The organism is Globicatella sulfidifaciens DSM 15739, assembly GCF_900167405.1.
Lineage (GTDB): Bacteria > Bacillota > Bacilli > Lactobacillales > Aerococcaceae > Globicatella > Globicatella sulfidifaciens.
The window spans coordinates 1-26,996 of sequence record NZ_FUWO01000021.1 but is presented as its reverse complement, the minus strand read 5'-3'; the positions used below and the strand labels follow the sequence as shown (position 1 = coordinate 26,996).

Below are 26,996 nucleotides of genomic sequence, written 5' to 3'. Positions count from 1 at the left end.
ACTTGGGTATAATTGCACTTTAATCGTTTTCGTTAACTGCATCTTGTCACCTCTTTCCTCTTAAATACATTATACCATCTATTTAGTGAACACATAAACGATAACCTAGTAAAATCAACAAAAAGAGCTGTCTATTTCGCTAATTCCTCCTAGGTATTAATACCTAGGTTTCCTTAGCTGACAGCTTGTATATGAAACAGATGGTACTATTGGGACTTTACTACATAGCCTATCAGATAGAGTTGATACGACTGATTATAAAGCAAATAACAAAAATGGTCCTATAAAAAGGTCCGACTCCAACGAATTGCATAGGATTAGCTAATACTACTACAGAGTATTTTCTATTTGAACGCAAAAAATCTCCCCTAAAGTAGTTTACTTTTAAGTGGCTACTAGGGGAGCTTTTTAGGGGATTGGACCAGAAGTAGAAAATCGAATGATTTTCGCTTCGTCAGCCTACCCCCGCAAAGTTGGGAGTAGACCTCAAACAAGTCGAAAGACGCAGTTTGAGGCCACTCAACCACTGCGCTTTTAATTATCACGGATGACTGAAAAGAACTAAGAAAGTCTATGCCTAACGTCGTTAAGACGCAGATTGAGGCCACTCAACCACTGCGCAATTAATGAAGGAACAATAATCTTAACTAAATTTATCAAGTTTATGCCCGACCTTTTATTTTCGTTTACGAATCATATCAAATCTTTCAACTGGTTGGTTAACTTTCATTTTACAAATCATCATGGCATGAGGAGCCACCTCTATCGCATTATCTTCTTCATCCCATAATTCAGTTAAATGTTGTTCAAAATGACGCATACCCGGTCCGTAAAACTCAATATCATCACCAACTTTAAAATTATTACGTTGTTGAATTGTTGCAATTTGAGTGGTTGGATCATAGTCTAAAACTTGACCAATAAAACCATATTGAGGGATTTTACGACGTTTACCAAATAATTGTTCATTTTCTGAAGGAGTACTGTAGTAGAAGCCAGTGGCTAACTCACGTTGAGCCGCTTTCCACAATTCATCAACCCATTCTTGTTTTAATTCATAGTGATCAGGATCTGCACAATAAGCATCAACCGCCGCACGATAAACATTTGCGACAGTCGATACATAATGAATGGATTTCATGCGCCCTTCAATTTTTAAACTATCAACGCCTGCTTCACATAAATCCGGAATATGCTCAATCATCGCTAAATCAACCGAACTCATCGAGAATTTTTCTTCAATACCTTCTTCACCAGCGCCCACCATCTGACGGTCACCATTAACGGCGATATCAAATAAGCCATATTTCCAGCGACAAGACTGACAACAGCCACCACGGTTAGCATCACGGTTTTCCATATGATTCGAAAGAACACAACGACCAGAATAAGAAATACACATTGCCCCATGTATAAAAGCCTCAATTTCTACATCGACACGTTCTTTCATTTCATTAATTTCTTCCATGGAAACTTCTCGCGCTAGGACCACTCGTTCTAAGCCTTCGTCTTTCCAAAAATTTAAATTTTGATAATTAGCGGCTGAGGCTTGAGTGGATAAATGAATTGGTAAGCCAGGCGCTGCATCCACACAAATTTCCATTAGAGCGGTATCAGACACAATCACTGCATCAATCCCAATATCTCTTAGATGACGGAAAAATTCATCGGCTCCTTGCTCATCTCCCTCATGGGTCACCATATTAGCTGTAATGTATACTTTCGCTCCACGTTTATGAGCAAATTGCACCGCTTCTGACATCTCATCAAAATCAAAGTTCCCCGCACGACTGCGTAATCCAAATTGCTCTCCACCAATAAAAACTGCATCCGCTCCATAATGAATAGCTGTTTTTAATTTTTCTAAAGTACCAGCTGGTGCTAACACTTCAGGTTTTTTAGTAATAGTTCGCATCTTATTCCTCCTACTTCACAAATCCAGGTTCATATAAGAAGAATCCTGTATCAAGACCACGATTAGCTGGATGTAAAGTTCGTACATCTTCTTCTAATTTTTGTGCGGCTTCCGCATCAAATGTTCCAGCTTCGATTTGATCGCGCGCATCAACAAATAATTGCGCAATCTTGACAAAATTAGTTCCTGGCGAGAAAATACCTTCTAATTTGAATTGAGCGACGCCCATATTGACTAAGTCTTGTAAATGTTTCGCTAACAAGACATCATTATTGGCAAATATATGAGTGCCATTGCTATCTTGATAGATAGAATAATGACTGTCTGGTTTGCGTGGTTCTGATAAAAATAAGCCACGATCACGCGTCACAGCTTCATTTTTGCCGATATAATTATAATAATTTTGCAGTAGTGGACGTTTAGATTGATGAATACAAGTCGCACCATAAACTAAAAATTCCACCGGAACTAATGATTCGCGAGCTAGTATTTCTAACGAATCACGAGGTACCTCACGAGCTACAACTGCACCAACCGCTCCTCTTTTAGCCCAGAAATTGATGGATTTACTGCTTGTCACTATTACTTGCGCATCATATCGATAAGGTATAAATAAATCAGGATTTTTCATAATTTGAACGACCCCTGGGTCTCCCACTGTAATCGTATCCACATTGATTGATTTTAAAAATTGTAAATATTCAGGAACTTTTTCAATTCCTTCATTATGAAAGATTGCATTCACCGCAATACTCACTTTTTTACCTTTCAGATGAGCTAAAGCCACTAACTCTTGTTGCTCTTCACGAGTAAAGGAGTAAGGTAACCTCAATCCAAATTGGTCCTCACCAAAATAGAGAATATCTACCCCTGCATTTAATAGGTTTTCAGCTTGTTGGAGTGACTCAACTGTTGCAATCAGTTCAACCATTTCCTTGCCTCCTCTTATAAAAAATAATAATACCACTCTATTCTATCATAAACTGTTCTATTGATAAATATTTTTTATAATAATTTGTATGCAAAAAATGAGCAAGAAGTCGAAACATAAGTGTTTCATACTTCTTGCCCCATGCTTTAAGATAAAAGCTCTCTATTTAATTAAGTCTAAAATACTCGTAAATTCTTTATCTTGTGAGTCTGCGACTGCTTTAGATGTTAATTTACCACGGTAAGTATTGATACCCGTCATGATAGTTTCATTTTTAAGAGATGCTTCTTCAATTCCACTACCAGCAATTTGTTTCGCATAACGTAAGGTTGCATTCGTTAATGCGATGGTCGATGTTCTTGGAACCGCACCTGGGATGTTCGCAACAGCATAGTGAATCACACCATGTTTTACATAGGTTGGATCTTTATGTGTCGTTGCATGGCTAGTTGTTTCAAAGTTACCACCTTGGTCAACGGCGATATCAATTAAGACAGAACCTTCACGCATCTGTTTAATTGTTTCTTCTTTTACTAACACTGGTGCACGACGACCAGCAATTAAGACAGATCCAATTACAACATCTGAATCCACTACTGCTCGATGAATATTGGTTTCATTTGACATTAATGTTTGCACACCATGGCCTAAAATTTGTTCTAATTCTGCCAAACGTTGTGGGTTCACATCTAAAATCGTAACATTTGCACCTAAACCATAAGCTAATTGAGCACTGTTTAGACCAACAACTCCCCCACCAATAATCGTTACATTCGCACGACGAACGCCTGGAACACCACCTAGTAAAATACCAGGTCCACCGTTATTTTTCTCAAGGAAATTTGCCCCAATTTGTACAGCCATACGTCCAGCAACTTCTGACATTGGCATTAATAAAGGTAATGTTCCTTCATGAGCCATTGTTTCATAAGCAACCGCAATAACTCCTTTGTCTAATAGAGCTTGTGTTAATTCTAGCTCTGGTGCTAAATGTAAATAAGCAAATAAAATTAAACCTTCATAGAAATAATCAAATTCTTCTTTAAGAGGCTCTTTTACCTTAATCACCATTTCAGCTTTCCACACTTCTGCTGCAGTAGCTTTAATTTCCGCTCCTGCTTTCGTGTATTCCTCATCTGAAAAGCCAGATCCATCTCCAGCATTGGTTTCGACTAAGACTTGATGCCCAGCATTCACTAATTCACTAACGTTCGCTGGCGTTAAACCAACTCGGTCTTCACTTGCCTTCAATTCTCTTGGTAATCCTATAATCATAAGTTAAATTCCTCCTCATATGTCCTTAATATAACATAAAAAGGACGAAGATAAAAATAATATGGTTTAAATTTCGAATAAAATCGGTGTGTTTTACCAAAAAACCTTAATAATCAGTGTGAAATTAACATATAATTAGCTTAACATCCGTCGCCCCTATGTCTATTTAATGGATTATCTAGCTTAAAAATTTGGCTGTTAACCACAAATTTTAACCACTGTTGTCAACTTCTTCTGCAAAGAATTAATTTAACTGGTCTACTATTTTATAATAAGAATATATTGTCAGTAGCTGAAAAGCAATAAGGTGCTAAGCACAATTATTGATCATCTGATGGCGTTACTAAGTCCGCTTCCGCAATATTTTCTAAATAACGGTCCGCTTCCTTAACAATCCCACTTAAGCTTCCCGCTTCAAATGGTGACAATAAGTTGGCGCTATTCACAATTTGTTTGAAACTTTGAGTACCACCGATTCGACAAATCGCTAAATAATCATCCCACGCTTTAGGATCTTGATCCACTTGACTTCGTTTCCAAAATTGTAAAGCACATACTTGCGCCAGTGTATAATCAATATAATAGAATGGCGAATTAAAGATATGGCCTTGACGGAACCAGAAGCCACCTTCTTCTAATAGTTCAATGCCATCATAGTCTTTCCAAGGATTGTACATTTTTTCCAGTTTTCTCCAAGTGGCACGTCTTTGTGCAGGTGTCATTTCTGGATGCTCATATACTTCATGTTGATAATGATCGACTAATACACCATATGGTAGAAATGATAAAGTGCCAAACAAATGACTATATTTGTATTTCAAGGTTTGTTCTTCAAAGAATAGTTCCATCCAAGGATAGGCAAAAAATTCCATACTCATCGAATGAATCTCACACGACTCATAAGTCGGCCATACCACTTCTGGCGTCTCAATCCAACGAGAAGAATAGACTTGAAAAGCATGTCCCGCTTCGTGCGTTAAAACATCCACGTCGCCTGAAGTACCATTAAAATTAGAAAAAATAAACGGTGACTCAAAATCTGGAATATAAGTACAATAACCACCACTTTGTTTACCAGGTTTAGTGACTAAATCCAATAATTCTTTTTCCACCATAAAGTCAATGAATTCACCGGTTTCTGGTGACAATTCATCGTACATTTTGACACCATTGGCTAAAATTTCTTCCGGTGTTCCTTTAGGTTTAGCATTACCGTCTTCAAACTCAAAACTTAGGTCATAGGATTTCAACACATCTAACCCTAATCGTTGTTGTTGACGTTGATATAATTTTGATACTAATGGTACGACATGTTTTAAAACTTCTTGACGATAGATTTCAACATCTTTACGATTGTAGTCTAAGCGATTCATACGCAAATAGCCCAATTCAACAAAATCATTAAATCCTAATGCCTTCGCAATCGCATCACGTGTTTTCACTAATTCATCATATAAGCGATCAAATTCATCACGATTTTTCTCAAAGAATTCACTCACTAAAACAGTTGCTTCACGACGTTCTTGGCGATTTGTTGATTGGGTAAAAGGACTCATACCCGATAAATTATAAGTTTGACCTTTATATTCAATCTCAGCTGAAGCAATTAATTTAGAATATTCTGTTGATAATTTATTCTCTTGTTGTAATAAAGGAATTACTTTCACATCGAATGTTTTTAAACTATTTTCAGCTAATTGGAAAAAAGTTGCGGGTACTTTCTTTTTTAAATCAGCTAAAAATTGCGAATCAAAAATCGCACGATAAAAATCATTGACCCATTCACTAATAACGGGCATATTTTCATCCCAAAAACTAGTTTCTGCTTCATAGAACTTATCACGTGTGTCAATGGAATTACGAATAAGAGCTAAGTTATATTGGGTATCAATTGTGTTTTGAATTTTTTGAATCCCACGCACGGCCTCATAAGCCGCTTCAGCTGTCTCACTGTCTTTTAAAGCAGTAACGAGTTGCATAAACTCTGTTTTTACTTGGTCCAAATTAGGACGTTCATATGGATAGTCATTAAATTTCATTGTATCACTCTCTTCTTAAGATAATAGAACAATTATAGCATATTCTAGTATAATTCGGGTAGGATTTAAACAATCAATTAGCGCTTTAAAGTGGGATAGAGTATAATAGATAAGTGCACGAAAGGAGTTGACGATCTTGAGTGAACAAGAACTAAGTGCGAAAGAAATTCGCGATCGCATTGAACAAAAATTAACTTTACTGCCTGACCTTCCTGGTTGTTATCTAATGAAAGATAAAAATGACCAAATCATCTATGTCGGGAAAGCTAAAAACTTAAAAAATCGAGTTCGTTCTTATTTTAGAGGCGCTCATGATACGAAAACAACTAAATTAGTAGCCGATATTCACCACTTTGAGACTATCGTAACTAATAGTAATAAAGAAGCGCTACTACTTGAAATCAATCTGATTCAAAAGTATCAGCCTATTTATAATATTAAATTGAAAGAAGGGACGATGTATCCCTATCTCAAAATTACTAATGAGCGTCATCCGCAATTAATTCTAACCAATATTGTAGGTAAAGATGGTGCTACTTATTTTGGACCGTTTCCTAATGTGGGTGCGGCCACAAGCACTCAACAACTTTTACACAAGGTTTATCCCTTACGTCGCTGCGGTAAAAATGAAAAACGCGCTTGCTTCTATTATCATTTAGGACAATGTATTGGCCCTTGTGATCATGAAGTGTCCAGAGAAGAATACGCAGCCCAAATTAATAAAATTAAACAGTTTTTTAATGGCAATGTGAATGATATTAAACAAGACTTAAAAGTTAAAATGGCTGAAGCAGCCGAAAAATTAGAATTTGAAGTGGCAGCAGATTACCGCGACCAATTAAAATATATTGAGACCACGATTGAACGCCAAACGGTGATGAGTCAAGACTATGATAATATGGATGTCTTTGGCTATACCTTAGATAAGGGATGGCTATCGGTTCAAGTTTTTATGTTAAGACAAGGTTCTATTTTAAAACGAGAAGCTGCAATTTTTCCAAGCTACGCTGAACCTGAAGAAGAAGTGACGACCTTCATCGCCCGCTTCTACAAAGAACAATCGCAAATGAAACCGCGTGCAGTATTAGTTCCGAGTGACATTGACAAAGAATTACTGGAAGAAGTATTAGAACTGCCCGTTTCGACTCCATTGCGAGGCAAAAAACGCAGTATGTTAGAGTTATGTGAGAAAAACAGTAAAATTGCCTTAGATGAAAAATTCCGTTTAATTGAAATGCGAGAATTAAAAACCACCAAAGCGGTTGAAGATTTAGCTCAATTATTAAAGATTCCACAAGCTTATAAAATTGAAGCCTTTGACCATTCGAATATTTTAGGAACCAATGCGGTAAGTGGTATGGTGGTTTATACCGATGGTAAACCCGACCGCAAACAATATCGTAAATACAAAATTAAAACCGTTGAAGGCAGCAATGAATTTGCTTCGACACAAGAAGTCATTCGCCGCCGTTACACCAGACTCTTAAAAGAAAATGCTCCCCTACCCGATTTAGTGTTAATGGATGGAGGAAAAATTCAAATTAGAGCTGCCCGTGACGTCATTGAAAACGAACTGGGCTTAGCGATTCCCGTTGCCGGCATGGTCAAAGATGACCATCATAAGACAGCAGCGATAATGGATGGCTACACGGAAGAAGTATTGGATGTTGATCCTAGAAGTCAAGTGTTTCATTTTATTCAACGCGTTCAAGAAGAAGTTCACCGCTACGCCATTAGTTATCATCGACAAGTTCGTAGTAAAAGCCAAATCGCTTCTCAACTACAACAAATTGAAGGTGTCGGTCCTGCGACCCGTACTAAACTTTTAAAACATTTTAAATCACTAGATAAAGTTAAACTAGCGAGTGTAGAAGAAATTCGTTCATTAGGGATTCCTAGTAAAACAGCCGAACGCATTGTCTTAACGTTAAATCCAGATGAAGCCAATAAAGCTGTTGCAGTCAACGAAGCGATTGAAGCTGCTACAGTCAACGAAGTGATTGAAACTAAAGAAGCGAACGATAAGGCGACTAAGTAAAGGTCTTAAAATTGGGAGTGGACCAGAAATAGAAAATCATTCAATTTTCTACTTCTGGTCCACTCAACCACTGCGCTTTTAATTAACGAATAATAACCTGACTAAATTTATCAAGTTTACACCCAGCCTCAATTAATTATCTGGAAACTCAGATTAAATAACATTTTGGCGATGACGAAATTGTAAATTTGCAATTACGAAAGTAAAGAAAATAGAAATAAATGATAAAGAGAAAAACTAGTATTTACCAAAAATACTTGATATAATAACACCAAATTTAAGGAATGAGGGATATAATTGTTATATTTTCAAAGTGATTATATATTAGGAGCACATCCAACAGTATTAGAGGCATTAGTCAAAACTAATCTCGAACCATTAGCTGGATATGGGACAGATCCCTACACTGAATCAGCTAGCAAAAAAATTAAACAAGCCTGCCAATTAGAAGATGCGGAAGTTTATTTATTAACAGGCGGGACTCAAACTAATAAAATTGTGATTGATACGATGTTAATGCCTTACGAAGGGGTAATTGCCGCCGATACCGGTCATATTGCCGTGCATGAAGCCGGAGCCATTGAACATTCTGAACATAAAGTCTTAACTGTCCCTCAATATGAAGGTAAATTAAACGCGCAAGACGTTCGCCAATTAATTGAATTTTTCTATGCTGATAGTAATCAAGAACACATGGTTTACCCTGGAATGCTATATATTTCACATCCAACGGAATACGGTACTTTATATTCAAAAGCAGAATTAGAAGAACTATCTGCTCTCTGTAAAGAATTTGACATTCCTCTATTTGTCGATGGAGCTCGTTTGGCTTATGGTTTAGCTTCAAATGATACTGACGTTGACTTGGCTACTCTCGCAAAATTAGTCGATGTCTTTTATATTGGAGGTACCAAAGTCGGCGCTTTAGCCGGTGAAGCCGTTGTTTTCACAAAAAACAATATGCCAAAACGTTTCAATACTCGCGTTAAACAATTTGGTGCTATGCTTGCTAAAGGTCGTTTGCTAAGTGTTCAGTTTGATGCACTCTTTACGAATGATTTATACTTCAAATTAGGAGAACATGCTATCGATATGGCGGAGCAATTAAAAGTTATTTTACGAGAGAAAAATTATCCATTTTACTTAGCTTCCCCAACTAATCAACAATTCGTTGTTGTTACTAAAGATCATTATCAAAAAATTGCTGAAATTGTAACGACTGGTTTTTGGGAAACCCTTGATGAAAATCATATCGTCATTCGATTTGCTACTAGTTGGTCAACGACTCAAGAGGATATTGATCAATTAAAAGAACTTTTACCTCATTACGAACTATAATACAAAATAAATAATACTGCCCCCTATTCGTTCAACAGCTTAATGAGCTAATTGAATCATCATAGGCCAGTATTTTTTTATTCCACCAAATAGCAATGTACATTTAGAGGCTGGGCATAAACTTGATAAATTTAGTTAAGATTATTGTTCATTAGTTAATAGCGCAGTGGTTGAGTGGTCTCAAATGGCGTCTTAACGACTTATTTGCGACCTACTCAACTGTGCGGGGGTGGGCAGACGAAGCGAAAATTATTTAATTTTCTACTTCTTGCCCACTCCCTCTCATATATAAAAACCAACAGCCCATGGGAAGAGAACTGTCGGTAAATGTTATGTGTATCTCAAGTGACAATTAATTGTTATGGGAGAGAGATGAGGATGTCACTTGATATTATTAATATAGCCCCTCAACTTAAAATGTAGTTAAAACTTTCGCCCTTAATGACGTAAATATCTCTCTAAAAATTGTTTAGTTCTTTCTTCTTTTGGATTGGTGAATAATTCTTCTGGATGAGCGACTTCGGCAATCACGCCAGAGTCCATAAAGACGACTCGGTCACTCACTTCACGAGCGAATTCCATCTCATGGGTAACGATAATCATCGTTAAGCCGGTATGAGCTAATTCTTGCATCACACGCAAAACTTCGCCTACCATCTCGGGGTCTAATGCCGATGTCGGTTCATCAAATAATAAGACATCAGGTTGCATCGTTAATGCTCTTGCAATCGCTACCCTTTGTTTTTGACCACCAGACAATTGACTTGGACGCGCATTGATAAAACTATCCATCCCTACTTGTTTTAAAAACTCTTTGGCACGTTTTTCTACATCAGCAGGATGCTCCTTCAATACTTTTAAAGGTCCTACCGTACAGTTTTCTAATACATTTAAGTTATTAAATAAGTTAAATGATTGAAAGACCATTCCGAAGTGCGTACGGTACGCGTTAACATCATATTTAGGGCCTAAAACATTTTCATCACGATAAATGATTTCACCACCACTTGGTTCTTCCAGTAAATTTAAACAGCGTAATAAAGTCGACTTACCAGAACCAGATGAACCAATGATGGTCACTACTTCCCCTTTTTCAACTTCAAAATGGATGTCTTTTAAGACTTCACGTTCACCAAAGGATTTACTTAAATGATTCACTTTTAAAATTGCTGTCATTTGCTATTCTCCTTTTAATGTTTTGACTTGTTCTTGGTTACCACCAACTAAGACAAACTCTTTTGGCCCATCCATTTTATTTTCAATCGCACGCAAAATGGCCGTGATGGTGACTGTTAAGACAAAATAAATAATGGCCGTAATGACGAATGTTTCGAAATATCGGAAACTATTACCAGCAATGGTACTTGAAGTAAAATACAATTCATTGACTGAAATAACGTTCAAGACTGAAGTATCCTTAACGTTAATCACAAATTCATTCCCTACTGACGGTAAAATATTACGAATTACTTGTGGCATGACGACTTCCTTCATTGTTTGCCAATGGCTCATCCCAATCGCTCGTGCGGCTTCAAATTGTCCTTTATCAATCGATAAAATACCACCACGTACGACTTCGGAAATATAAGCCCCCGTATTGATCGAGACAATAAAGAAGGCAGCACTCAATGGTGTTAAATTCCAATTCCATAAAATAGATGTTCCGTAGTATACAACCATCGCTTGAACAATCATTGGCGTTCCACGGAAAATACTAATATAAGCATTTAAGAACCAATTAGCAAATTTTAATAGGCCATTTTGTAATTTTGTTTTAGCTTTAGGAATCGTACGCACAATCCCGACTAACAATCCAATTAATAAACCAATGATAGTACCCGTTAAAGATATAACCAACGTATTAATGGTACCACGTAAGTATGCTGGCCAGTTTGCTTTAAAGATATTCCAAACATTACCAAAAAAATCCGATTCACCAGTGGATGGTTGTTCTTTAATCGCTTGGTTCATAATTTCTGCACGTTCTTCAGTGGAAATATCAGCTAAGACTTCATTAACTTGTGTTAATAATTCTTCACGACCCTTTTTAACCCCAATGCCAATTTGCACATCTTCTTCTGAAACTTCAAATGAAGGTTCTGGCACTACATAAGTAAATTGAGAAATTGCATCCGTGGCTGAAATAGCCTCAGGTATTTCAGATACATAGGCATCAATTTTTCCGGATTGTAAAGCTACTCGCATCGCAGAGAAACTCTTCATCGCTTGATCAACCGTTGCATTCGGAATTTGATTTAATAAATCATAATGCAAAGTCCCTAATTGACCTGTCACCACAGCTCCACCAAAATCCTCGATTGATTTTGCTTGTGCATAAGGTGAATCTTTCTTGGTTACCATTGCGAATTGCACATCATAATAGGAGTCTGAGAAATCAATCACTTCTTTTCGATCAGGTGTAGGAGACATCCCAGCAATAATCAAATCAATTTTTTCAGATTGAATTGCTGGTAATAAACCTTCCCATTCTGTTTTAACGATAATTATTTCCCGGTCTAATGCTTCACCAATTTTACGCGCGATTTGTACATCATAACCATTGGCATAATCTTGGGAATCTTGAATACGAACTGCATCATTACTATTATTTGATTGGGTCCAGTTATATGGCGGATACCCTGCTTCCATCCCTACTAATAAAGGAGGTTTGGTGGAAGTCATTGTTTCTTCCTGACTACAAGCTACTAAAAATATCGATATTATTAACAATAAAATCGCTCTAAATTTCTTTAACATCTTTCTACCTCTTCTCTATTCACCTAAAGAATTATAACAAGCAGACTCTAAAAAATCAATTTAATATTAAGGCTTCTTAACAAAAAACTTATTAAATTTTAATCTCGTGCTGAGTCTATCGCGATAATATCTTGATTCATTTGATAAAACTCATATTTTACTTCTAAGAAACGACTAAACTCAATTAAGAATGCATAGATCATCGCTCGTGCCTCAAATTCCGCTCTTGATTGAGGTAATTGTGATTGACGAGAATATCGATATAAATCGGCCACGCCTTCAATTAACTCTATTACTGTATTTTGCTCATCATAATGTTCTGCAGTAATCGCAAGTAAATGTGATAATTTAAACCCTTGGTCAACTGCTAAAGGAATATTTGGCAACATCTCAATTAATCCGCGTAAAATATCTAATTGCGTTTTACGCATTGTTAAATAATCAATATGATAACTATTTTTTTGGAAAATTTGATTATTATATTCGAGTAAAGCTATTTGTTGTGCTTGTTCCAAATATACTTCCAATTCTTTACTTCTTCTTTGAATGGCTGTAACGTCACATTGAACCATTTTTAAACTGACTGCCATCCCTTTAATAATCTCCTTCATTTCACGATCAACATTCAGTTTCATTTGATTTAGCTTCGTCATCTGTGACGGCATCCATACATTGAGTAATAATGACATCCCGGTGCCAATGATCATTAACAGCCCGCCATTAATCATCCATTCAATCCCCACACTTTTAGCAACGATAAAATGTGTCACTAACACAGATACCGGTGCAATCCCTGCTTGAAAACCAAAGGTGTAACAAATTGGAATAAAAAATAGTAAATATAGACCAAATACCCAGATACTATAGCCCATAAAACTAAATAATAACCATGCAATTGCGAAAGCAATCATTGTCGCTGAAAGTCGCGAAATCGCAATCTTTAACGTATCGGTTCGTGTATCTAATAAACTCAGTATCGCAATAATGCCAGCAGCATAACTATTTTCCAATTGTAACCATTGTGCAAGAATAACGGCCAAAATCGTTGCAACGACAATCTTTAATGTACGTTCCCCTAATTTCATATTTTCTACTCCCCTAAAAATAGATAATCATAGTATAACAAATTTTCATGATTACTTTTTGATTTTTATGAAAATATGTTAAATAATTACGAAAACCTCCATCATTGGCTAAAATCTGACGGAGGTTATATTTCTTTATATATACTGACAAAACTGTGTCGGATAATTGGGCAAAACAATAGCATTAGATGGCTTTCATTAAATCGAGATGATCTTTACGTTTTAAGTAAGTGTACATCAAAGGAACTGCTGAACCAATCCAAGCTAGTGGACTAGATAATGCTAAACCAGTAAAACCTATTAAATCTCCTAACATAAAGGCAGCAGCGACCCGCATTATTAACTCCATAAAGCCAGCAAATGTCGGGATTCTACTATCTCCCAATCCTTGTAAAGTATAGCGGTAAATAAACAGTAAACTTAAGACCCAATATAAAGGACCATTCACTTTAAAGTAAGTATCACCATAAGCGATTATTTGTGAAAGATCATCACCTTTAACAAAGAACGCAACAAAATCTTTTCCGAACACAAACAATACTGCCCCTAAAATAATCGCCACGATGACAGATAATATCGCTACTGAGCGCACACCATCACGAATCCGGTCAAATTTTTTCGCACCAAAGTTTTGTCCTACATAAGTGGCCATCGAAACGCCAAATGACATTAAAATTAAAATCACGACTTGGTCAATCTTACCCGCTGCCGCAAAACTTGCTACTGCCTCAGCACCTAATATATTTAAGGCCATTGAAACAGCAATTGTTCCTAAAGCGATAATTGATGACTGAAAGGCCATTGGTAAAGCAATTTGAACATGATACCATAATTCTTCCTTCTTAATCCCAACATTGACTCGTAAACGAAGGATGGGCATGCTACGTTGAATCGCCCATAAACATAATAATACCGATACGAATTGAGAGGTTACCGTTGCAATCGCGGTTCCTCCTACCCCTAAACCAAAGTAAATGATAAAGACATAGTCCAGAATAATATTAATAATTGCAGCAACAATTAAAAAGTACAAAGGCGTGCGACTATTTCCTAAGGAACGCATCATATTATTTAGCATATTGTAGAAGACAGTAATAATCATAAAGCCAAAGACAATCACTAAATAATCATAAGTATGTTCAATAATATTACTTGGTGTATTCATAAATTCCAATAAGGGTCTTAAAACAACTAAACTGATGATCGTTAAAACTGCTGATACCAAGACCGACAGCACCCAATTCAAGAACACACTGCGTTGCAATTTATGATAGTCTCTAGCACCATACGCTTGCGCAACCGGAATGGACAACCCCGCTGCAAACCCTTGGGTAAATCCTAAAATAAGAAATGAGACACTACCCGCTGCTCCTATTCCAGCCAGTGCTTCAACTCCCATAGTTCGACCAACGATAAAAGTATCGGCCATATTATATAATAACTGAAAGACATTCCCAATAATTAATGGAATAGAAAATAAAATAACTTTTGAAAGTGGATTGCCACTGGTCATATCATTTTTCATTTGTTTACCCCTTTCTCTTTTCAACTCTGTGTAGTATACAGATGTTTTAATTTAATTACAATGGAATATTGCAAATTGTTTCAAGGAAAATTTTGTATTTTCATCTATTCAAAGCTAAAGCGATTATCATTTCATTAACTATCATCATTTAAAACGCGCCTTATTAGACCGTTACAAACGACCTTATAAGGCGCATTAAATTGTATATTGTGACTGGCCAAACACTTTATAAATTCAATCAAGTATTATTCATTAACGATAAGCGCAGTGGTTAAGTGCTATCAAACTCCGTCTCAAAGAAATAAGGCATTAAGGCCGGGCATAAACTTGATAAACTTAGTTAAGATTATTGTTCGTTAATTAATTGCGCAGTGGTTGAGTCATAACCCTTTACATTTTGTAACCATTTTATTACCCATCACCTGTGTGGTCATGCGCAGACGAAACGAAAATCATTCAATTTTCTACTTCTGGTCTACTACCAACTGTGCGCTGGGGAACAGGCAAATCAAAATCTTCTCATTTTCTGTTGCTTGCCAATGCCCAACTGTGCGCGGAGTCAACAGACAAAGCGAAAATTCCTGAGTTATTCTACTGCTTGCCCATACCAGCATTATTTATTTTTTAAGATACCAGTTAAACCACGTGATATCGCTCGTCCTAATTCACGCCCCACTGAACTCATTAAATTTTTGGTTAAACGATCCATTGGTGAATCACTACGACGATAACTACTATTAGGTTTAGCAACCTGCTTTTTAGCGGCTTGAGCTTGTTCTTTCATCAAACGTTCTTGTTCTTTTTTCAAACGTTCCATTTCTTTTTCATTGGCTACTCGTTCTGCTTCTGCTAATAAAGCTTGTTCTTTGGCTGCTATTTGAGCATTAATCATTTCATGGGCACTTTCGCGATCAATCGGAGTTTCATATTTAGACATTAATTCTGAATTATTCAATAAACTATTTAATGTCGAACTATCGATTGTCCCTATATGACTTTTCGGTGGCCAAATCGTCACGATATCCGCTACTTTAGGTGTACCATCTTGATCTAAAGTTGAGACAACTGCTTGACCCACTTTTAGCTCTTGGATTGCACGAGCCATATCGACCGTTTCTGTTTGACGGAAACTATCAGCAACAGCTGCTACTGTTTTTAACTCTTTTGGCGTAAATGCTCGTAGTCCATGTTGAATTCTATTGCCTAATTGAGCAGCCACTCGATCTGGGATATCCAATGGATTTTGAGTGACAAAAAAGACCGCTACCCCTTTTGAACGAATTAATCGAACTACTAACTCTATTTTTTCTAATAATACTTCTGGTGTCTTATTAAACATTAAATGCGCTTCATCAAAGAAAAAGACTAATTTAGGTTTATCTAAGTCCCCAACTTCTGGTAATGATTCATAAAGATTTGCTAAAACTGCTAATAAAACCGTCGCATATAAAGTAGGCTGTTGGCTCAATGCTACAGCATTTAACACATTAATAATCCCGTGTCCTTGACTATCTACGCGCATTAAATCTTCTAGTTCTAAGGCTGGCTCACCAAAAAAAGCTCCTGCTCCTTGTTGTTCCAATACCACAATGGAACGTAAAATAGCCCCTACTGACGAAGAAGCGATATTACCATAGTGTTTACTTAATTCACTCGCGTTCTCCAAAACATAGTTTAACATTGCCCGTAAGTCCATCAAGTCAATTAATAATAAACCTTGCGCATCCGAAACGGCAAAAACAATATTCAGTATACCTGTTTGAATCTCATTCAAACCTAAAATACGCGCTAATAAAACGGGACCAATTTCCGAGATAGTCATCCTTAATGGGATACCCTGTTTTGATAAAGCATCCCATAATTCTACACGATACTCAGCCGTTTCATAATGATCGTAATGAGTAGCGGCTAAGCGTTCTGGATCAACCTCACCCGTACCGGCTTGGGCAAGGCTCATTAAATCTCCTTTGATATCAGCTAAAAAGACTGGTATACCTGCTTCACTTAATTGCTCAGTAATCACCTTTAACGTAACTGTTTTCCCAGTACCCGTTGCACCCGCAATAATACCATGACGATTTAATAATTTTAAGTTAAGTGTAGCTGACTCTTTACCGTAACCAAATTGAATTGTTTCCACCATTGTGCGCACGCTCCTTCAAGTATGATAAATATATCGTACCATAATTAATGCAAATTAAATATATAAAAATCTTGTCTACTAGAAAAATATTCAGCTAGTCATAATAAAAACCTTTCGCCGATGTAGTGAGTTAAAAAGTTAGCTTAAAAGCCAACTTTTGTCGTTTCACCTCACTCCACTTTAGGCAAAAGGTTTAATCAATTATGATTTTATAACATTCTGACTTTCTTTAAGCGCCCTTTCCAAGATTGTTTTATCGAAATCAAATTTATCATAGGCCGCTGCGATAATATTGTAATATTCTTCGGAAGGTAAACCTAAGCCATATTGTTTAACCATATAATAATACATGACCGTTTGGCCGTTTAATTCAATTTCAGCCTTTTCATAAAAATTAGGATAATTTTCATAACGGTCTAAACTCGCTTCATCAGTCTGTGAAATTTCCCATAATAAAACGGGAACTTGACGCGTGTCATCTTTTTGGATAGTTGCATAGGAACGATTAGGCGCCCCTGTGAAGGCCAAGCGGAATCCAGGTAACACCGACACCTCTAACAATTTTGCTTCAGGACAACGATGAGCCATTTGTTCCACACTCATATTACTACCATATGCTAAATAAATTTTACTCATCATACACCCCTTCAAAAAATGCTGTTCCTACTCTAACGAAAGTCGCGCCTTCTTCGACTGCTATCTCATAATCTTGAGACATTCCCATACTTAATTCCGTACACGGTGCATGTAACCATCCCATTTTTTCAATTTGAGTTTGTAATTGTTTTAGTTCACCAAAATACTGACGTAATGCCGCTTCAGTGGCATTAATCGGTGCCATCGTCATTAAACCTACGACACGGATATGATGATAATCGGCAATACTCTCAATCCATTCAACTACTTCTTCAGGTTTAAAGCCACTTTTAGAAGCTTCCCCACTAACGTTTACTTGTACAAAGCAATTGACGACAGATTGCGCACGTTTTTGAATTTCTTTGGCTAATGAAGGACGGTCTAAAGAATGTAAATAATCGATCTCGTTAATGACATCCTTAACCTGTCTTGTCTGTAAATTACCAATATAATGCCATACCGCCTTATCTAAATGTGTTAATTGACGATATTTTTCCACAAAAACATTCGGACGATTCTCACCAAAATGACGAATCCCATTTTCATATAAAGCTTCCATCATTTCAGTCCCTACTGTTTTTGTAACCGCCACTAATGTTGCCACTTGACCTAAATTTTTATGACTATTAATGACGCGTTCAATCATATGCTGATTTTGCCTTAATTGTTCCAAATTCATCTAGTTCCCATCCTATCACTATTAAGTAAAAATTTAGTTCGTTTATTCTATCACTTATCACAGTATACCATACTATTCATTCTAATTAATGTGTAAAACGTTTTCTAAATAAAGCAATTTAAGTTATAATAGATTTAGTAAAACTTATTGGAAGGAAGGATTCTATGACTCAGACAGTTTATACAAATTATTGGGTTAATCGCCGTGATAAATTAAAAAAAGAACACGGCAGTTATCCAACTGAAGAACAAGCGATTAAAGGCATTGAAACTTGGTGGGAAATCCATAAAGAAAAGTACAAAGATGTCAAACATGTCCGTACCAACACTGGCGCTTTAGAAATTTATTATGGTGATGATAACTATTATTATCGTATTGAACAACGCCAAATATCAGGTAGTCTGCCATCGCTTAAGTATAAACTAAAAACTGATGGCGAAATCAATTCACTTCGCAAACAAAATAACTTACGAGACGATTTATATTTATTCGATGAATTAGCTGAACCCTATCGTGATCGACTGATTGTCACGATGGCTGATGCCCAAAAAGTACGCGACTTCGTTTACACTGAAAAAGGTGCACCGATTATTAAATTAAGTGAAATCAAGCAAATGCCACGCTAATCTTGTCACTAGCTAAAAATATCCAAGGCAAAGTATAATCCAATAAAGCCTCCTTCACTCTCTTTTGAGAATGAGGGAGGCTTTCATAATAGTAAAATAAAATATTTAGTTAGTTTCATCTTAATACCTCCGGAATAAAGTCACAGAACAGTAATTCACTGTCAACTAATATACATTATAATAATACGACATACCTGTAGGCGGAATATTGTACACCTTGGCTTGTGCCCAATTTCCGGTGTAGGCTTCAGCATAATTTGACCCTTTAGTTGGATGAATTACAGTAGAACTATGGTATCGTGTTGGATGTAGGTAATCAGAATACCCACAATTCAATGTATGACAAACACCATAATTCCAAGTACCACCATCAACGTACTGAGGAGCAGCATAAACTATCATCGGAGAGGCTAACATTAAAACGGAAAAATAAATTCCCATTCGTTTTACCAATTTTACCATTTTTATCCTTGCTCCCATATTATCACTTATTAAAAATTACTGCTCAGTTAACTTAGAAAAATTATACCATCGTGTTGTTTTTTTGCAAACGCTTTATCGATAGAAAATTTATTTTTATTTATCGAAGTAAATATTGTTTTAATGTTTTGTATTTTAATTTAAATATCCCCATTCATAGTCCCATAATTTATTTGCCCAAAAAATCCCACCTCGACTTTTTAAGTCAAGATGGGATTTGATACTAATTATTCAAAAGATGATTATTCAACGGTAACTGATTTTGCTAAGTTACGTGGTTTGTCAACGTCTAAGCCTCTATGTAAAGCTGTATAATAAGCCAATAATTGTGTTACTACCACAACACCTAAAGGTGCTAATAATGTTGGCATATTTGGTAAAATAAAGAAGTCATCTTCGTTGGCTACTTCTTCAGTACAAATGACAATTGCTTTGGCTCCACGCGCTTTAACTTCTTCCACGTTACCACGTGTATGAGCCGCCACAGCTGGATTACTAATTAAAGCCATGACAGGTACCCCTTCTTCAATTAAAGCGATGGTACCATGTTTTAATTCTCCTGAAGCGAAAGCTTCTGTTTGGATGTATGAAATCTCTTTTAATTTCAATGCAGCTTCCATAGAAACATAGTAATCAGATAAACGTCCAATGTAGAAAGCATTGCGATTTTCAATTAAATTATTTTGAACCCACTCTTCTAACATCGATTTTTCTGATAAGACACCTTCCATAATCGCTGCAATTTTACTTAATTCTTGATGCATATCGAATAAAGCAGGTAAATTACGTTCTACACGCATCGCTTCTGCAATAATTGACATAACCGCAATTTGTGCTGTATAAGCTTTGGTAGAAGCTACAGCAATTTCTGGTCCAGCATATAATAACATTGTATAAGTTGCTTCACGTGATAAAGTGGAACCTTTAACATTGGTGATTGTTAATGAATGGTAACCTAATTCATTGACTTTAACTAATGCTTGACGACTATCAGCCGTTTCACCACTTTGAGTTAAGAAAATAAAGAATGGTTTGTCCCCTAATAATGGAATATCATAACTAAATTCACTTGCTAAATGAACTTCAACTGGCGTTTTCGTTAATTTTTCAATTACAGATTTACCTACCCAACCTGCATTGTAACTTGTACCACATGCCACGATATGAATACGGTCCGCATTTAATAAATCAGCTTTTAATTCAGGTTCAATTTCAAATTGATCTTCTGCATTCGTATACTCAGAAATTAAACGACGAATTACCGTTGGCTGCTCATCGATTTCTTTAATCATATAGAAAGGATAAGTACCTTTTTCTAAATCATCCGCATCTAATTCTGCAATAAATGGTTGACGATTAACCACTTCACCAGAATATTTTTCGATTTGCACATGATTTTCAGTTAAAGTCACTAATTCTTTATCATGGATTTCTAAATATTGGTTAGTCATTTGAATCGCAGCCATCGCGTCAGAACAGATTAAGTTAAATCCTTCTCCTAATCCGACTAATAATGGACTTTTATTTTTTGCTGCATATAAAGTATCAGGATCTTCATTATCAATTAAACTGAAAGCATAAGAACCTTCAATAACTGATAAAGCTTTTAAGAAAGCAGCTTTAGTGTCTATACCTTCATTTGAGAAATGTTCAACTAAAGCTACCGCTACTTCTGTATCAGTATCTGAATAAAAATTAACATCAGCTAAATATTGTTCTTTGATTTGAGTATAGTTTTCAATTACACCGTTATGAACTAAAACGAAACGTCCATTTGGTGAAGTATGAGGATGGGCATTTTCCACTGTTGCAGGACCATGAGTAGCCCAACGTGTATGACCAATCCCAATTGAAGCCGGCAAATCAAAATCAACAGTTGCTTTTAAATCTGCAATACGACCTACCTCTTTAAATAAACCATTATGAGTTTCATCTTTTACATAAATACCAGCTGAATCATAACCACGGTATTCTAATTTTTCTAACCCATTAATCAAAAATTCTTGTACTTTACCATTACCAACAAAACCTACTACACCACACATATAAATATCTCCTTTTTATATCAATTTATATTGCTTTTAGGTGTTGTGTTTCTTTTTGTGAGAACCTTTCGGTTATTCTTTGTAGAAACACTGTAGACTACACAGCCTTGAACCATCCGCCGAATCTTTCGATAAGTTCAATCCTCGTCACCTTTTCAGGCCTGGCGCTATCCAATATTATTTTTATCCTCCTACAAGTTATTTTCTAAAAGCTTTTTTATTTTACCCTTTTTTTCATAAAAATGTCAAGAACACGCGTCCTAATTCACAAGGTTTATATGATGATTTTCATATTTGACTGCAAGATAGAATAAAAGGCCTAAAAGTTGAGCCCTTTATTTGCTTAAATTTCGTCTATATAAAATTATAATAAGATTACCCAATTTATCGCACGTAACATTCCTCAGTTTCAAACCAATGCAACAATCACATCAGCTACTGCCAAGTATTTAATCACCAAAATAGAAACACTTTAAATCAGCCATCTCTACTAACTCCGTCACACCTTTCCCGAAGGTGAAAGGCATCAGCAGAAATTTTTCATGAGGAAAATTTCAACCTCTTAAAAATCTCTCTTTCTCTTTTTCTATGAATGATAAATGTTAGTTTGTGAGTCTATATTAGTAACGTTTAGCAAAATAATAAGTTAGTGAATTGTTATTAGCAATGTTAAGCATAAATTCTGCATGAGTTTTCTTTTCACTTTAGTGAATTAGAAAACCTCAAGAATTTAAGTCTGTATGTTCCACGAAGTGAACAGAAAGACGGTGCCATTGCTCTTTGATCACAATTAGCTACCGTCTTATAAATCCGCAATCTACATCCTACCTTTCCCGAAGGTGAAAGGCATCAACAGAAATTTTTCGTGAGGAAAATTTCAACCTCTTAAAAATCTCTCTTTCTCTTTTTTTATGAATGATTAAACGTTAGTTTATTATCATTAGTAATGACTAGGATGTATTTTCGCATGAGCGCTGTTGAACTATAGTTCTTACAGCGCCTCAGAAAATCAAGTCTGGAGGTTCTTCGAAGAAAACCGAAAGACGGTCCCATTACTCTTCAATGATAATAAACTAACAAAAATTTTTCATTGCTCTTTAATAACAATTCACTAACGAAATAAGAAATTCAAACATTACTCTTAAAATATAATAAACTAACAAAAAATCATTCTTAGCCATTTCTAACAAATAAATCAATCCTAGCAATTTCTCATCAATCAAAAAAACTCCCCACTCATAAAGTGAGGAAGTTCTTGCAATAAAACTATCTTGGTTCCATTTTAATCTCTAAATACAAATCATTAAAATGAATTAAACTTTCTTGGCCTAAATTAGCATAGACTTCTAAATGGCTAATCGTATCATCACTTGGATAGAAAGCTTCATCCGATGTGATTTCTGGATCTAACAAATCAAACGCAGCCTTATTCGGAGTTGAATAACCAATATACTCTGCATTACGCGCCGCAATCTCTGGACGGTTTAAAAAGTCAATTAAAGCATGTGCTCCTTCTACATTTTTAGCATTTTTAGGAATCACAATATTATCGAACCAAATATTAGAACCTTCTTCCGGAACAACATATACAAGATCTTCATTTTCCTCCATCGCCATCGCCGCTTCACCTGAGAACGTCACACCAATTGGCGCTTCATCTTGCACTAAATGCATTTTAATTTCATCAGCCGCTAAAGCAATCACATTCGGCATTAAAGCTTTCATCTTTGCAGTCGCCACAGTTAACGCCGTCTCATCGGTATCATTTAGTGAAAAACCAAGCGATTGTAACCCAATGCCTAGCACTTCACGAGCCCCATCAATTAATAAAATTTTATTTCTTAAATCATCAGCCCATAAATCATCCCAATGATGAATCTCGCGACCCACTTTATTAGGATCATAAACAATTCCTAAAGTACCCCAGAAATAAGGCACTGAATATTTATTATCCGGATCGAATGATAAATCCATAAAACGACTATCAATATTCTTGACATTAGGCAATAAATCATAATTTAAAGGCTGTAACATATCATTTTCCATTAACTGCTCAATCATATATTCACTTGGCACTAAAATATCATAAGTAGTACCACCTTGTTGAACTTTAGAAAACATCGCTTCATTAGAATCAAAAGTCTCATAAATAATACGATAACCCGTTTCCTCTTCAAATTCGGAAATCAAGTCTGGATCAATATAATCTCCCCAGTTATAAAAGACAATGGTATTACCACCCGTCATACCACTACTTGCTTCTAAGCGGTGACGAAGGAAAAATAACACGCCAACTGCTAATAATAGGGCTAACACTGCATTAAGTAATTTTTTCATCTACTTCGCCCCTTTCGCTTTACGACGTTTTTGTTCACTCATTTGGATGAAATAATATCCCACAACTAATGCCAACGCTAATAAGAACATCAAGGCACTCAAAGCATTAATTTCTAAACTAATACCTGTACGTGCTCTTGAATACACTTCAACCGATAGTGTACTAAAGCCATTACCAGTCAAAAAGAATGTCACGGCAAAATCATCTAGTGAATAGGTAAAAGCCATAAAGAACCCGGCAAATATACCACTACTAATACTTGGTAAGATAATATGACGCACAGTTTGACCATGAGTAGCACCTAAATCTTGAGCTGCCGTAAGCATTGAAGGATTCATCTCATATAAACGTGGTAACACCATTAAGACTACAATCGGTATATTAAACGCAATATGTGCAATTAATACTGTTCCAAACCCCATTTGCACAGGAATTAAAATAGAGAATAAAATTAAAAAGCTAGCCCCCATCATAACATCAGGTGTTACCATTAACACATTATTCAGATTCAAAATCGTATTACGTTGGTTTTTACTACGATTAAAGTAGATAGCAATCGCACCAAAAGTCCCAATAATGGTAGCAATTAAGGCAGAAAGTATCGCCACAATAAAGGTATTAATAATAAAAGTCATCAATCTTGTATCTTGAAATAATGTCTGATAATGCTCTAAGGTAAAGCCGGTAAAGCCTGTCATATCGCCACCTTCATTAAAAGAATACATAATTAAATAAAAGATTGGCGCATATAAAATAAGAAACATTACAACGATATATAAATTTTGCCATTTAAAACGACGATTACTCACCCATAGCACCTCCTTGATCACGGCGCTCACGTGTTATATACATTACCAAGACCATTGAAATTAACAAGATAACCCCAATAGCCGAACCCATGCCCCAATTTTGAGTCACTAAGAAATGTTGTTCCACCGCCGTCCCTAATGTAATAACCCGATTGCCTCCAATTAAACGTGTTAACATGAAAAGCGACAGGGATGGAATAAAGACTGCTTGTACCCCACTTCGAACCCCACGCATAGATAAAGGGAATACCACTCGTTTTAAAGTCTCCCACGGTGTCGCTCCTAAGTCATTACTCGCTTCCATTAATGAATTAGGAATTTCATCAATCGAGTTAAAAATCGGTAACATCATAAACGGTAATTCAATATAGGCAGCAACAATTAAAAAGGCCACATTAGTGAATAGTAATTGTTGACGACCAAAACCAAAATTCTGTAACCAATGATTAATCGGTCCCGTTTGACCTAATAAACCAATAAAAGCATATGTTTTAAGTAATAAATTAATCCAAGTCGGCAAAATAATTAACAATAACCACAATTGTTTGTTTTTAGTTTTGGTTAAAAAATATGCCATTGGATACGCCATTAAAAAGGTTACCAAGGTCACTAAAAACGCATAGAAGAAAGAAGACAAAGCCATGCGAATATAGTTACCTGAGGTAAAGAAATTAATATAATTTTGAAAAGTGAAATGGCCATTAATATCAAAAAATGACTTGAACAGTAACAAAATAATCGGTGCGATGACAAAGAGTAGTATCCATAAATAATATGGAATTGCCAATAAATGATTCTTCTTTTGATTCATTTACTTCCTCCTAATCTTCATATTGTTCTAAACGGGCATCAAATTCTTCTTCTGTTTCATTAAAACGCATAACATGGATTTGATCTGGTTCGAAAAACAAGCCAATTACCGCTCCCGGTTCTACTTTCTTTGTTGTATGAATCATCCATTCATTCCCTGCGTCATCATAGGCAATAACTTCATTAAACATTCCTCTAAATAACATCGTATCAACATGGGCCACTAACTTTCCTTTTTCAGGAGCTACCACATCAATATCCTCAGGTCGAATCACAACTTCAACTGCTTCACCGCTTGGAATTCCGGCATCTTCACATTCAAATTCTTTACCAACAAAAGCAACACGATAGTCTTCAATCATTCGTGCATTAATAATATTACTTTCACCAATAAAATCGGCTACATAGCGATTAATTGGCTCATCATAAATATCTGAAGGCGTACCTGATTGTACGATTTCACCTTTATCCATTACAAAAATCCAATCAGACATGGCTAAGGCTTCTTCTTGATCATGAGTAACAAAAACAAACGTAATATTCAATCGTTGTTGTAATTCACGTAATTCATACTGCATATCGGTACGTAATTTTAAGTCTAAAGCAGAAAGAGGTTCATCTAATAATAAAACTTCTGGTTCATTGACTAAAGCGCGGGCAATCGCTACCCTTTGTCTTTGTCCTCCCGACATTTCTTGAATGTCACGATTTTCATATCCTTCTAATCGTACCATTTTTAACGCTTCTTTTACTTTCGTTTCAATGGTAGCTTTATCCATTTTTTTCATCGTAAGGCCGAATGCAATATTATCAAATACATTCATATGAGGGAACAATGCGTAATCTTGGAAAACGGTATTTACTTTGCGTTTATTAGCTGGAATCTCAGTGACTTCCTTTCCCTCCAAATAAACCTTACCAGTAGTCGCTTCCGCAAAACCAGCAATGATTCGTAAAATCGTGGTCTTTCCACAACCCGAAGGACCTAATAGCGTATAGAACTTTCCTTTTTCTAGTTCCATATCAATTTGCTTCAAAACCTGAGTATCACCATAGGATTTTGTGACATTTTCAAGTATGACTGTATGATTTGTTTGCATTTCAACACTCCTTTATTTCAGCATTCAAAATGAATTATAGCATAATATTTTTCTTAGACAATATCTTTTCACAAAGTTATTTATTTGTGTTTAATAACCTATCTTATTGATTCAATCTTTATCCCTTTATTAAATTGCAAGTTAAATATTTTAAGCCTACTTCTTATTTTATATAAAAAATAAGGGAGTGGGCAAGAAGTAGAAAATTAAATAATTTTCGCTTCGTCTGCCCACCCCCGCAAAGTTGGGAGTGGACCAAAAGTAGAAAATCAAATGATTTTCGCTTCGTCTGTCCACCCCCGCAAAGTTGGGAGTGGACCAAAAGTAGAAAATCGAATGATTTTCGCTTTGTCTGTCCACCCCCGCAAAGTTGAGTAGGTCTCAAGCAAGTCATTAAGACGCAGATTGAGACCACTCAACCACTGCG

At 36.0% G+C, this 26,996-nt stretch carries 20 protein-coding genes; 3 read left to right on the top strand and 17 right to left on the bottom strand.

Going from position 1 to position 26,996, the window contains the following annotated elements; all coding sequences use genetic code 11:
• Positions 1-676: 676 nt before the first annotated feature.
• The 4 genes from B5D12_RS08980 to B5D12_RS08965 form a co-directional block, all read right to left on the bottom strand.
• Positions 677-1,915 (bottom strand): peptidase U32 family protein, encoded by a 1,239-nt coding sequence (locus B5D12_RS08980; protein ID WP_078756507.1) that lies wholly within the window; start codon positions 1,913-1,915, stop codon positions 677-679.
• Positions 1,916-1,925: 10 nt separating this feature from the next.
• Positions 1,926-2,846, bottom strand: coding sequence for a peptidase U32 family protein (locus tag B5D12_RS08975; protein WP_078756506.1), 921 nt, complete (start codon positions 2,844-2,846; stop codon positions 1,926-1,928).
• Between the two features lie 162 nt (positions 2,847-3,008).
• On the bottom strand, positions 3,009-4,121 hold the full coding sequence (gene ald / locus B5D12_RS08970) for an alanine dehydrogenase (protein WP_078756505.1): 1,113 nt from the start codon (positions 4,119-4,121) through the stop codon (positions 3,009-3,011).
• Between the two features lie 320 nt (positions 4,122-4,441).
• Positions 4,442-6,160, bottom strand: coding sequence for a M3 family oligoendopeptidase (locus tag B5D12_RS08965; protein WP_078756504.1), 1,719 nt, complete (start codon positions 6,158-6,160; stop codon positions 4,442-4,444).
• Between the two features lie 136 nt (positions 6,161-6,296).
• Here B5D12_RS08965 and uvrC point away from each other — a divergent pair, with 136 nt between their 5' ends.
• Together uvrC and B5D12_RS08955 are read left to right on the top strand one after the other, a co-directional pair.
• The gene (uvrC, locus tag B5D12_RS08960) at positions 6,297-8,198 is read left to right on the top strand and encodes an excinuclease ABC subunit UvrC (RefSeq protein ID WP_078756503.1); all 1,902 of its coding nucleotides are present in this window, start codon (positions 6,297-6,299) and stop codon (positions 8,196-8,198) included.
• A gap of 297 nt (positions 8,199-8,495) precedes the next feature.
• Positions 8,496-9,536 carry a threonine aldolase family protein gene (locus B5D12_RS08955; protein WP_078756502.1) on the top strand — a complete coding sequence of 347 codons (1,041 nt, stop codon included), beginning with the start codon at positions 8,496-8,498 and terminating at the stop codon, positions 9,534-9,536.
• 438 nt (positions 9,537-9,974) lie between these two features.
• Here B5D12_RS08955 and B5D12_RS08950 read toward each other — a convergent pair whose 3' ends face one another.
• From B5D12_RS08950 to B5D12_RS08920, 7 genes are all read right to left on the bottom strand, one after another.
• A complete protein-coding gene (locus tag B5D12_RS08950) occupies positions 9,975-10,712 on the bottom strand; it encodes an amino acid ABC transporter ATP-binding protein (protein WP_078756501.1) in 738 nt (245 codons plus the stop codon).
• A 3-nt stretch (positions 10,713-10,715) separates the two neighbouring features.
• Positions 10,716-12,293 (bottom strand): ABC transporter substrate-binding protein/permease, encoded by a 1,578-nt coding sequence (locus B5D12_RS08945; RefSeq protein WP_078756500.1) that lies wholly within the window; start codon positions 12,291-12,293, stop codon positions 10,716-10,718.
• 98 nt (positions 12,294-12,391) lie between these two features.
• Positions 12,392-13,378 carry an aromatic acid exporter family protein gene (locus B5D12_RS08940; protein ID WP_078756499.1) on the bottom strand — a complete coding sequence of 329 codons (987 nt, stop codon included), beginning with the start codon at positions 13,376-13,378 and terminating at the stop codon, positions 12,392-12,394.
• 184 nt (positions 13,379-13,562) lie between these two features.
• Positions 13,563-14,903, bottom strand: coding sequence for an MATE family efflux transporter (locus tag B5D12_RS08935; RefSeq protein WP_078756498.1), 1,341 nt, complete (start codon positions 14,901-14,903; stop codon positions 13,563-13,565).
• Between the two features lie 613 nt (positions 14,904-15,516).
• A complete protein-coding gene (locus B5D12_RS08930; RefSeq protein ID WP_078756497.1) occupies positions 15,517-17,046 on the bottom strand; it encodes a helicase HerA-like domain-containing protein in 1,530 nt (509 codons plus the stop codon).
• 201 nt (positions 17,047-17,247) lie between these two features.
• Positions 17,248-17,682 carry a gamma-glutamylcyclotransferase family protein gene (locus B5D12_RS08925; RefSeq protein WP_200803020.1) on the bottom strand — a complete coding sequence of 145 codons (435 nt, stop codon included), beginning with the start codon at positions 17,680-17,682 and terminating at the stop codon, positions 17,248-17,250.
• Positions 17,675-18,361, bottom strand: coding sequence for a YggS family pyridoxal phosphate-dependent enzyme (locus B5D12_RS08920; RefSeq protein ID WP_078756495.1), 687 nt, complete (start codon positions 18,359-18,361; stop codon positions 17,675-17,677). The genes B5D12_RS08925 and B5D12_RS08920 overlap by 8 nt, the downstream gene beginning before the upstream one ends.
• A 164-nt stretch (positions 18,362-18,525) precedes the next feature.
• Here B5D12_RS08920 and B5D12_RS08915 point away from each other — a divergent pair, with 164 nt between their 5' ends.
• Positions 18,526-18,987 (top strand): hypothetical protein, encoded by a 462-nt coding sequence (locus B5D12_RS08915; RefSeq protein ID WP_078756494.1) that lies wholly within the window; start codon positions 18,526-18,528, stop codon positions 18,985-18,987.
• A gap of 165 nt (positions 18,988-19,152) precedes the next feature.
• On the opposite strand, the gene B5D12_RS08910 is transcribed toward B5D12_RS08915, so the two are convergent.
• The 6 genes from B5D12_RS08910 to B5D12_RS08885 all read right to left on the bottom strand — a co-directional run bounded on the left by B5D12_RS08910 (position 19,153) and on the right by B5D12_RS08885 (position 26,569).
• Positions 19,153-19,449, bottom strand: a complete 297-nt coding sequence (locus B5D12_RS08910; RefSeq protein ID WP_078756493.1) for a lactococcin 972 family bacteriocin — start codon at positions 19,447-19,449, stop codon at positions 19,153-19,155.
• A gap of 260 nt (positions 19,450-19,709) precedes the next feature.
• Complete coding sequence (gene glmS / locus B5D12_RS08905; RefSeq protein WP_078756492.1) at positions 19,710-21,512, bottom strand: glutamine--fructose-6-phosphate transaminase (isomerizing); 1,803 nt, start codon at positions 21,510-21,512, stop codon at positions 19,710-19,712.
• A gap of 1,266 nt (positions 21,513-22,778) precedes the next feature.
• Positions 22,779-23,849 carry an ABC transporter substrate-binding protein gene (locus B5D12_RS08900; protein ID WP_078756491.1) on the bottom strand — a complete coding sequence of 357 codons (1,071 nt, stop codon included), beginning with the start codon at positions 23,847-23,849 and terminating at the stop codon, positions 22,779-22,781.
• Positions 23,850-24,659 carry an ABC transporter permease gene (locus B5D12_RS08895; protein WP_234982955.1) on the bottom strand — a complete coding sequence of 270 codons (810 nt, stop codon included), beginning with the start codon at positions 24,657-24,659 and terminating at the stop codon, positions 23,850-23,852.
• Positions 24,652-25,470 carry an ABC transporter permease gene (locus B5D12_RS08890; protein ID WP_078756490.1) on the bottom strand — a complete coding sequence of 273 codons (819 nt, stop codon included), beginning with the start codon at positions 25,468-25,470 and terminating at the stop codon, positions 24,652-24,654. Before B5D12_RS08890 ends, B5D12_RS08895 begins: the two co-directional genes overlap by 8 nt.
• Positions 25,471-25,480: 10 nt before the next feature.
• Positions 25,481-26,569, bottom strand: a complete 1,089-nt coding sequence (locus B5D12_RS08885; protein ID WP_078756489.1) for an ABC transporter ATP-binding protein — start codon at positions 26,567-26,569, stop codon at positions 25,481-25,483.
• Between the last annotated feature and the right edge of the window lie 427 nt (positions 26,570-26,996).

What these genes read in the sequence shown, in the direction of transcription:
- B5D12_RS08980 (WP_078756507.1), bottom strand. Translation starts at nt 1,915, where the DNA reads ATGCGAACTATTACTAAAAAACCTGAAGTGTTAGCACCAGCTGGTACT.
- B5D12_RS08975 (WP_078756506.1), bottom strand. Translation starts at nt 2,846, where the DNA reads ATGGTTGAACTGATTGCAACAGTTGAGTCACTCCAACAAGCTGAAAAC.
- ald (WP_078756505.1), bottom strand. Translation starts at nt 4,121, where the DNA reads ATGATTATAGGATTACCAAGAGAATTGAAGGCAAGTGAAGACCGAGTT.
- B5D12_RS08965 (WP_078756504.1), bottom strand. Translation starts at nt 6,160, where the DNA reads ATGAAATTTAATGACTATCCATATGAACGTCCTAATTTGGACCAAGTA.
- B5D12_RS08950 (WP_078756501.1), bottom strand. Translation starts at nt 10,712, where the DNA reads ATGACAGCAATTTTAAAAGTGAATCATTTAAGTAAATCCTTTGGTGAA.
- B5D12_RS08945 (WP_078756500.1), bottom strand. Translation starts at nt 12,293, where the DNA reads ATGTTAAAGAAATTTAGAGCGATTTTATTGTTAATAATATCGATATTT.
- B5D12_RS08940 (WP_078756499.1), bottom strand. Translation starts at nt 13,378, where the DNA reads ATGAAATTAGGGGAACGTACATTAAAGATTGTCGTTGCAACGATTTTG.
- B5D12_RS08935 (WP_078756498.1), bottom strand. Translation starts at nt 14,903, where the DNA reads ATGAAAAATGATATGACCAGTGGCAATCCACTTTCAAAAGTTATTTTA.
- B5D12_RS08930 (WP_078756497.1), bottom strand. Translation starts at nt 17,046, where the DNA reads ATGGTGGAAACAATTCAATTTGGTTACGGTAAAGAGTCAGCTACACTT.
- B5D12_RS08925 (WP_200803020.1), bottom strand. Translation starts at nt 17,682, where the DNA reads ATGAGTAAAATTTATTTAGCATATGGTAGTAATATGAGTGTGGAACAA.
- B5D12_RS08920 (WP_078756495.1), bottom strand. Translation starts at nt 18,361, where the DNA reads ATGAATTTGGAACAATTAAGGCAAAATCAGCATATGATTGAACGCGTC.
- B5D12_RS08915 (WP_078756494.1), top strand. Translation starts at nt 18,526, where the DNA reads ATGACTCAGACAGTTTATACAAATTATTGGGTTAATCGCCGTGATAAA.
- B5D12_RS08910 (WP_078756493.1), bottom strand. Translation starts at nt 19,449, where the DNA reads ATGGTAAAATTGGTAAAACGAATGGGAATTTATTTTTCCGTTTTAATG.
- glmS (WP_078756492.1), bottom strand. Translation starts at nt 21,512, where the DNA reads ATGTGTGGTGTAGTAGGTTTTGTTGGTAATGGTAAAGTACAAGAATTT.
- B5D12_RS08900 (WP_078756491.1), bottom strand. Translation starts at nt 23,849, where the DNA reads ATGAAAAAATTACTTAATGCAGTGTTAGCCCTATTATTAGCAGTTGGC.
- B5D12_RS08890 (WP_078756490.1), bottom strand. Translation starts at nt 25,470, where the DNA reads ATGAATCAAAAGAAGAATCATTTATTGGCAATTCCATATTATTTATGG.
- B5D12_RS08885 (WP_078756489.1), bottom strand. Translation starts at nt 26,569, where the DNA reads ATGCAAACAAATCATACAGTCATACTTGAAAATGTCACAAAATCCTAT.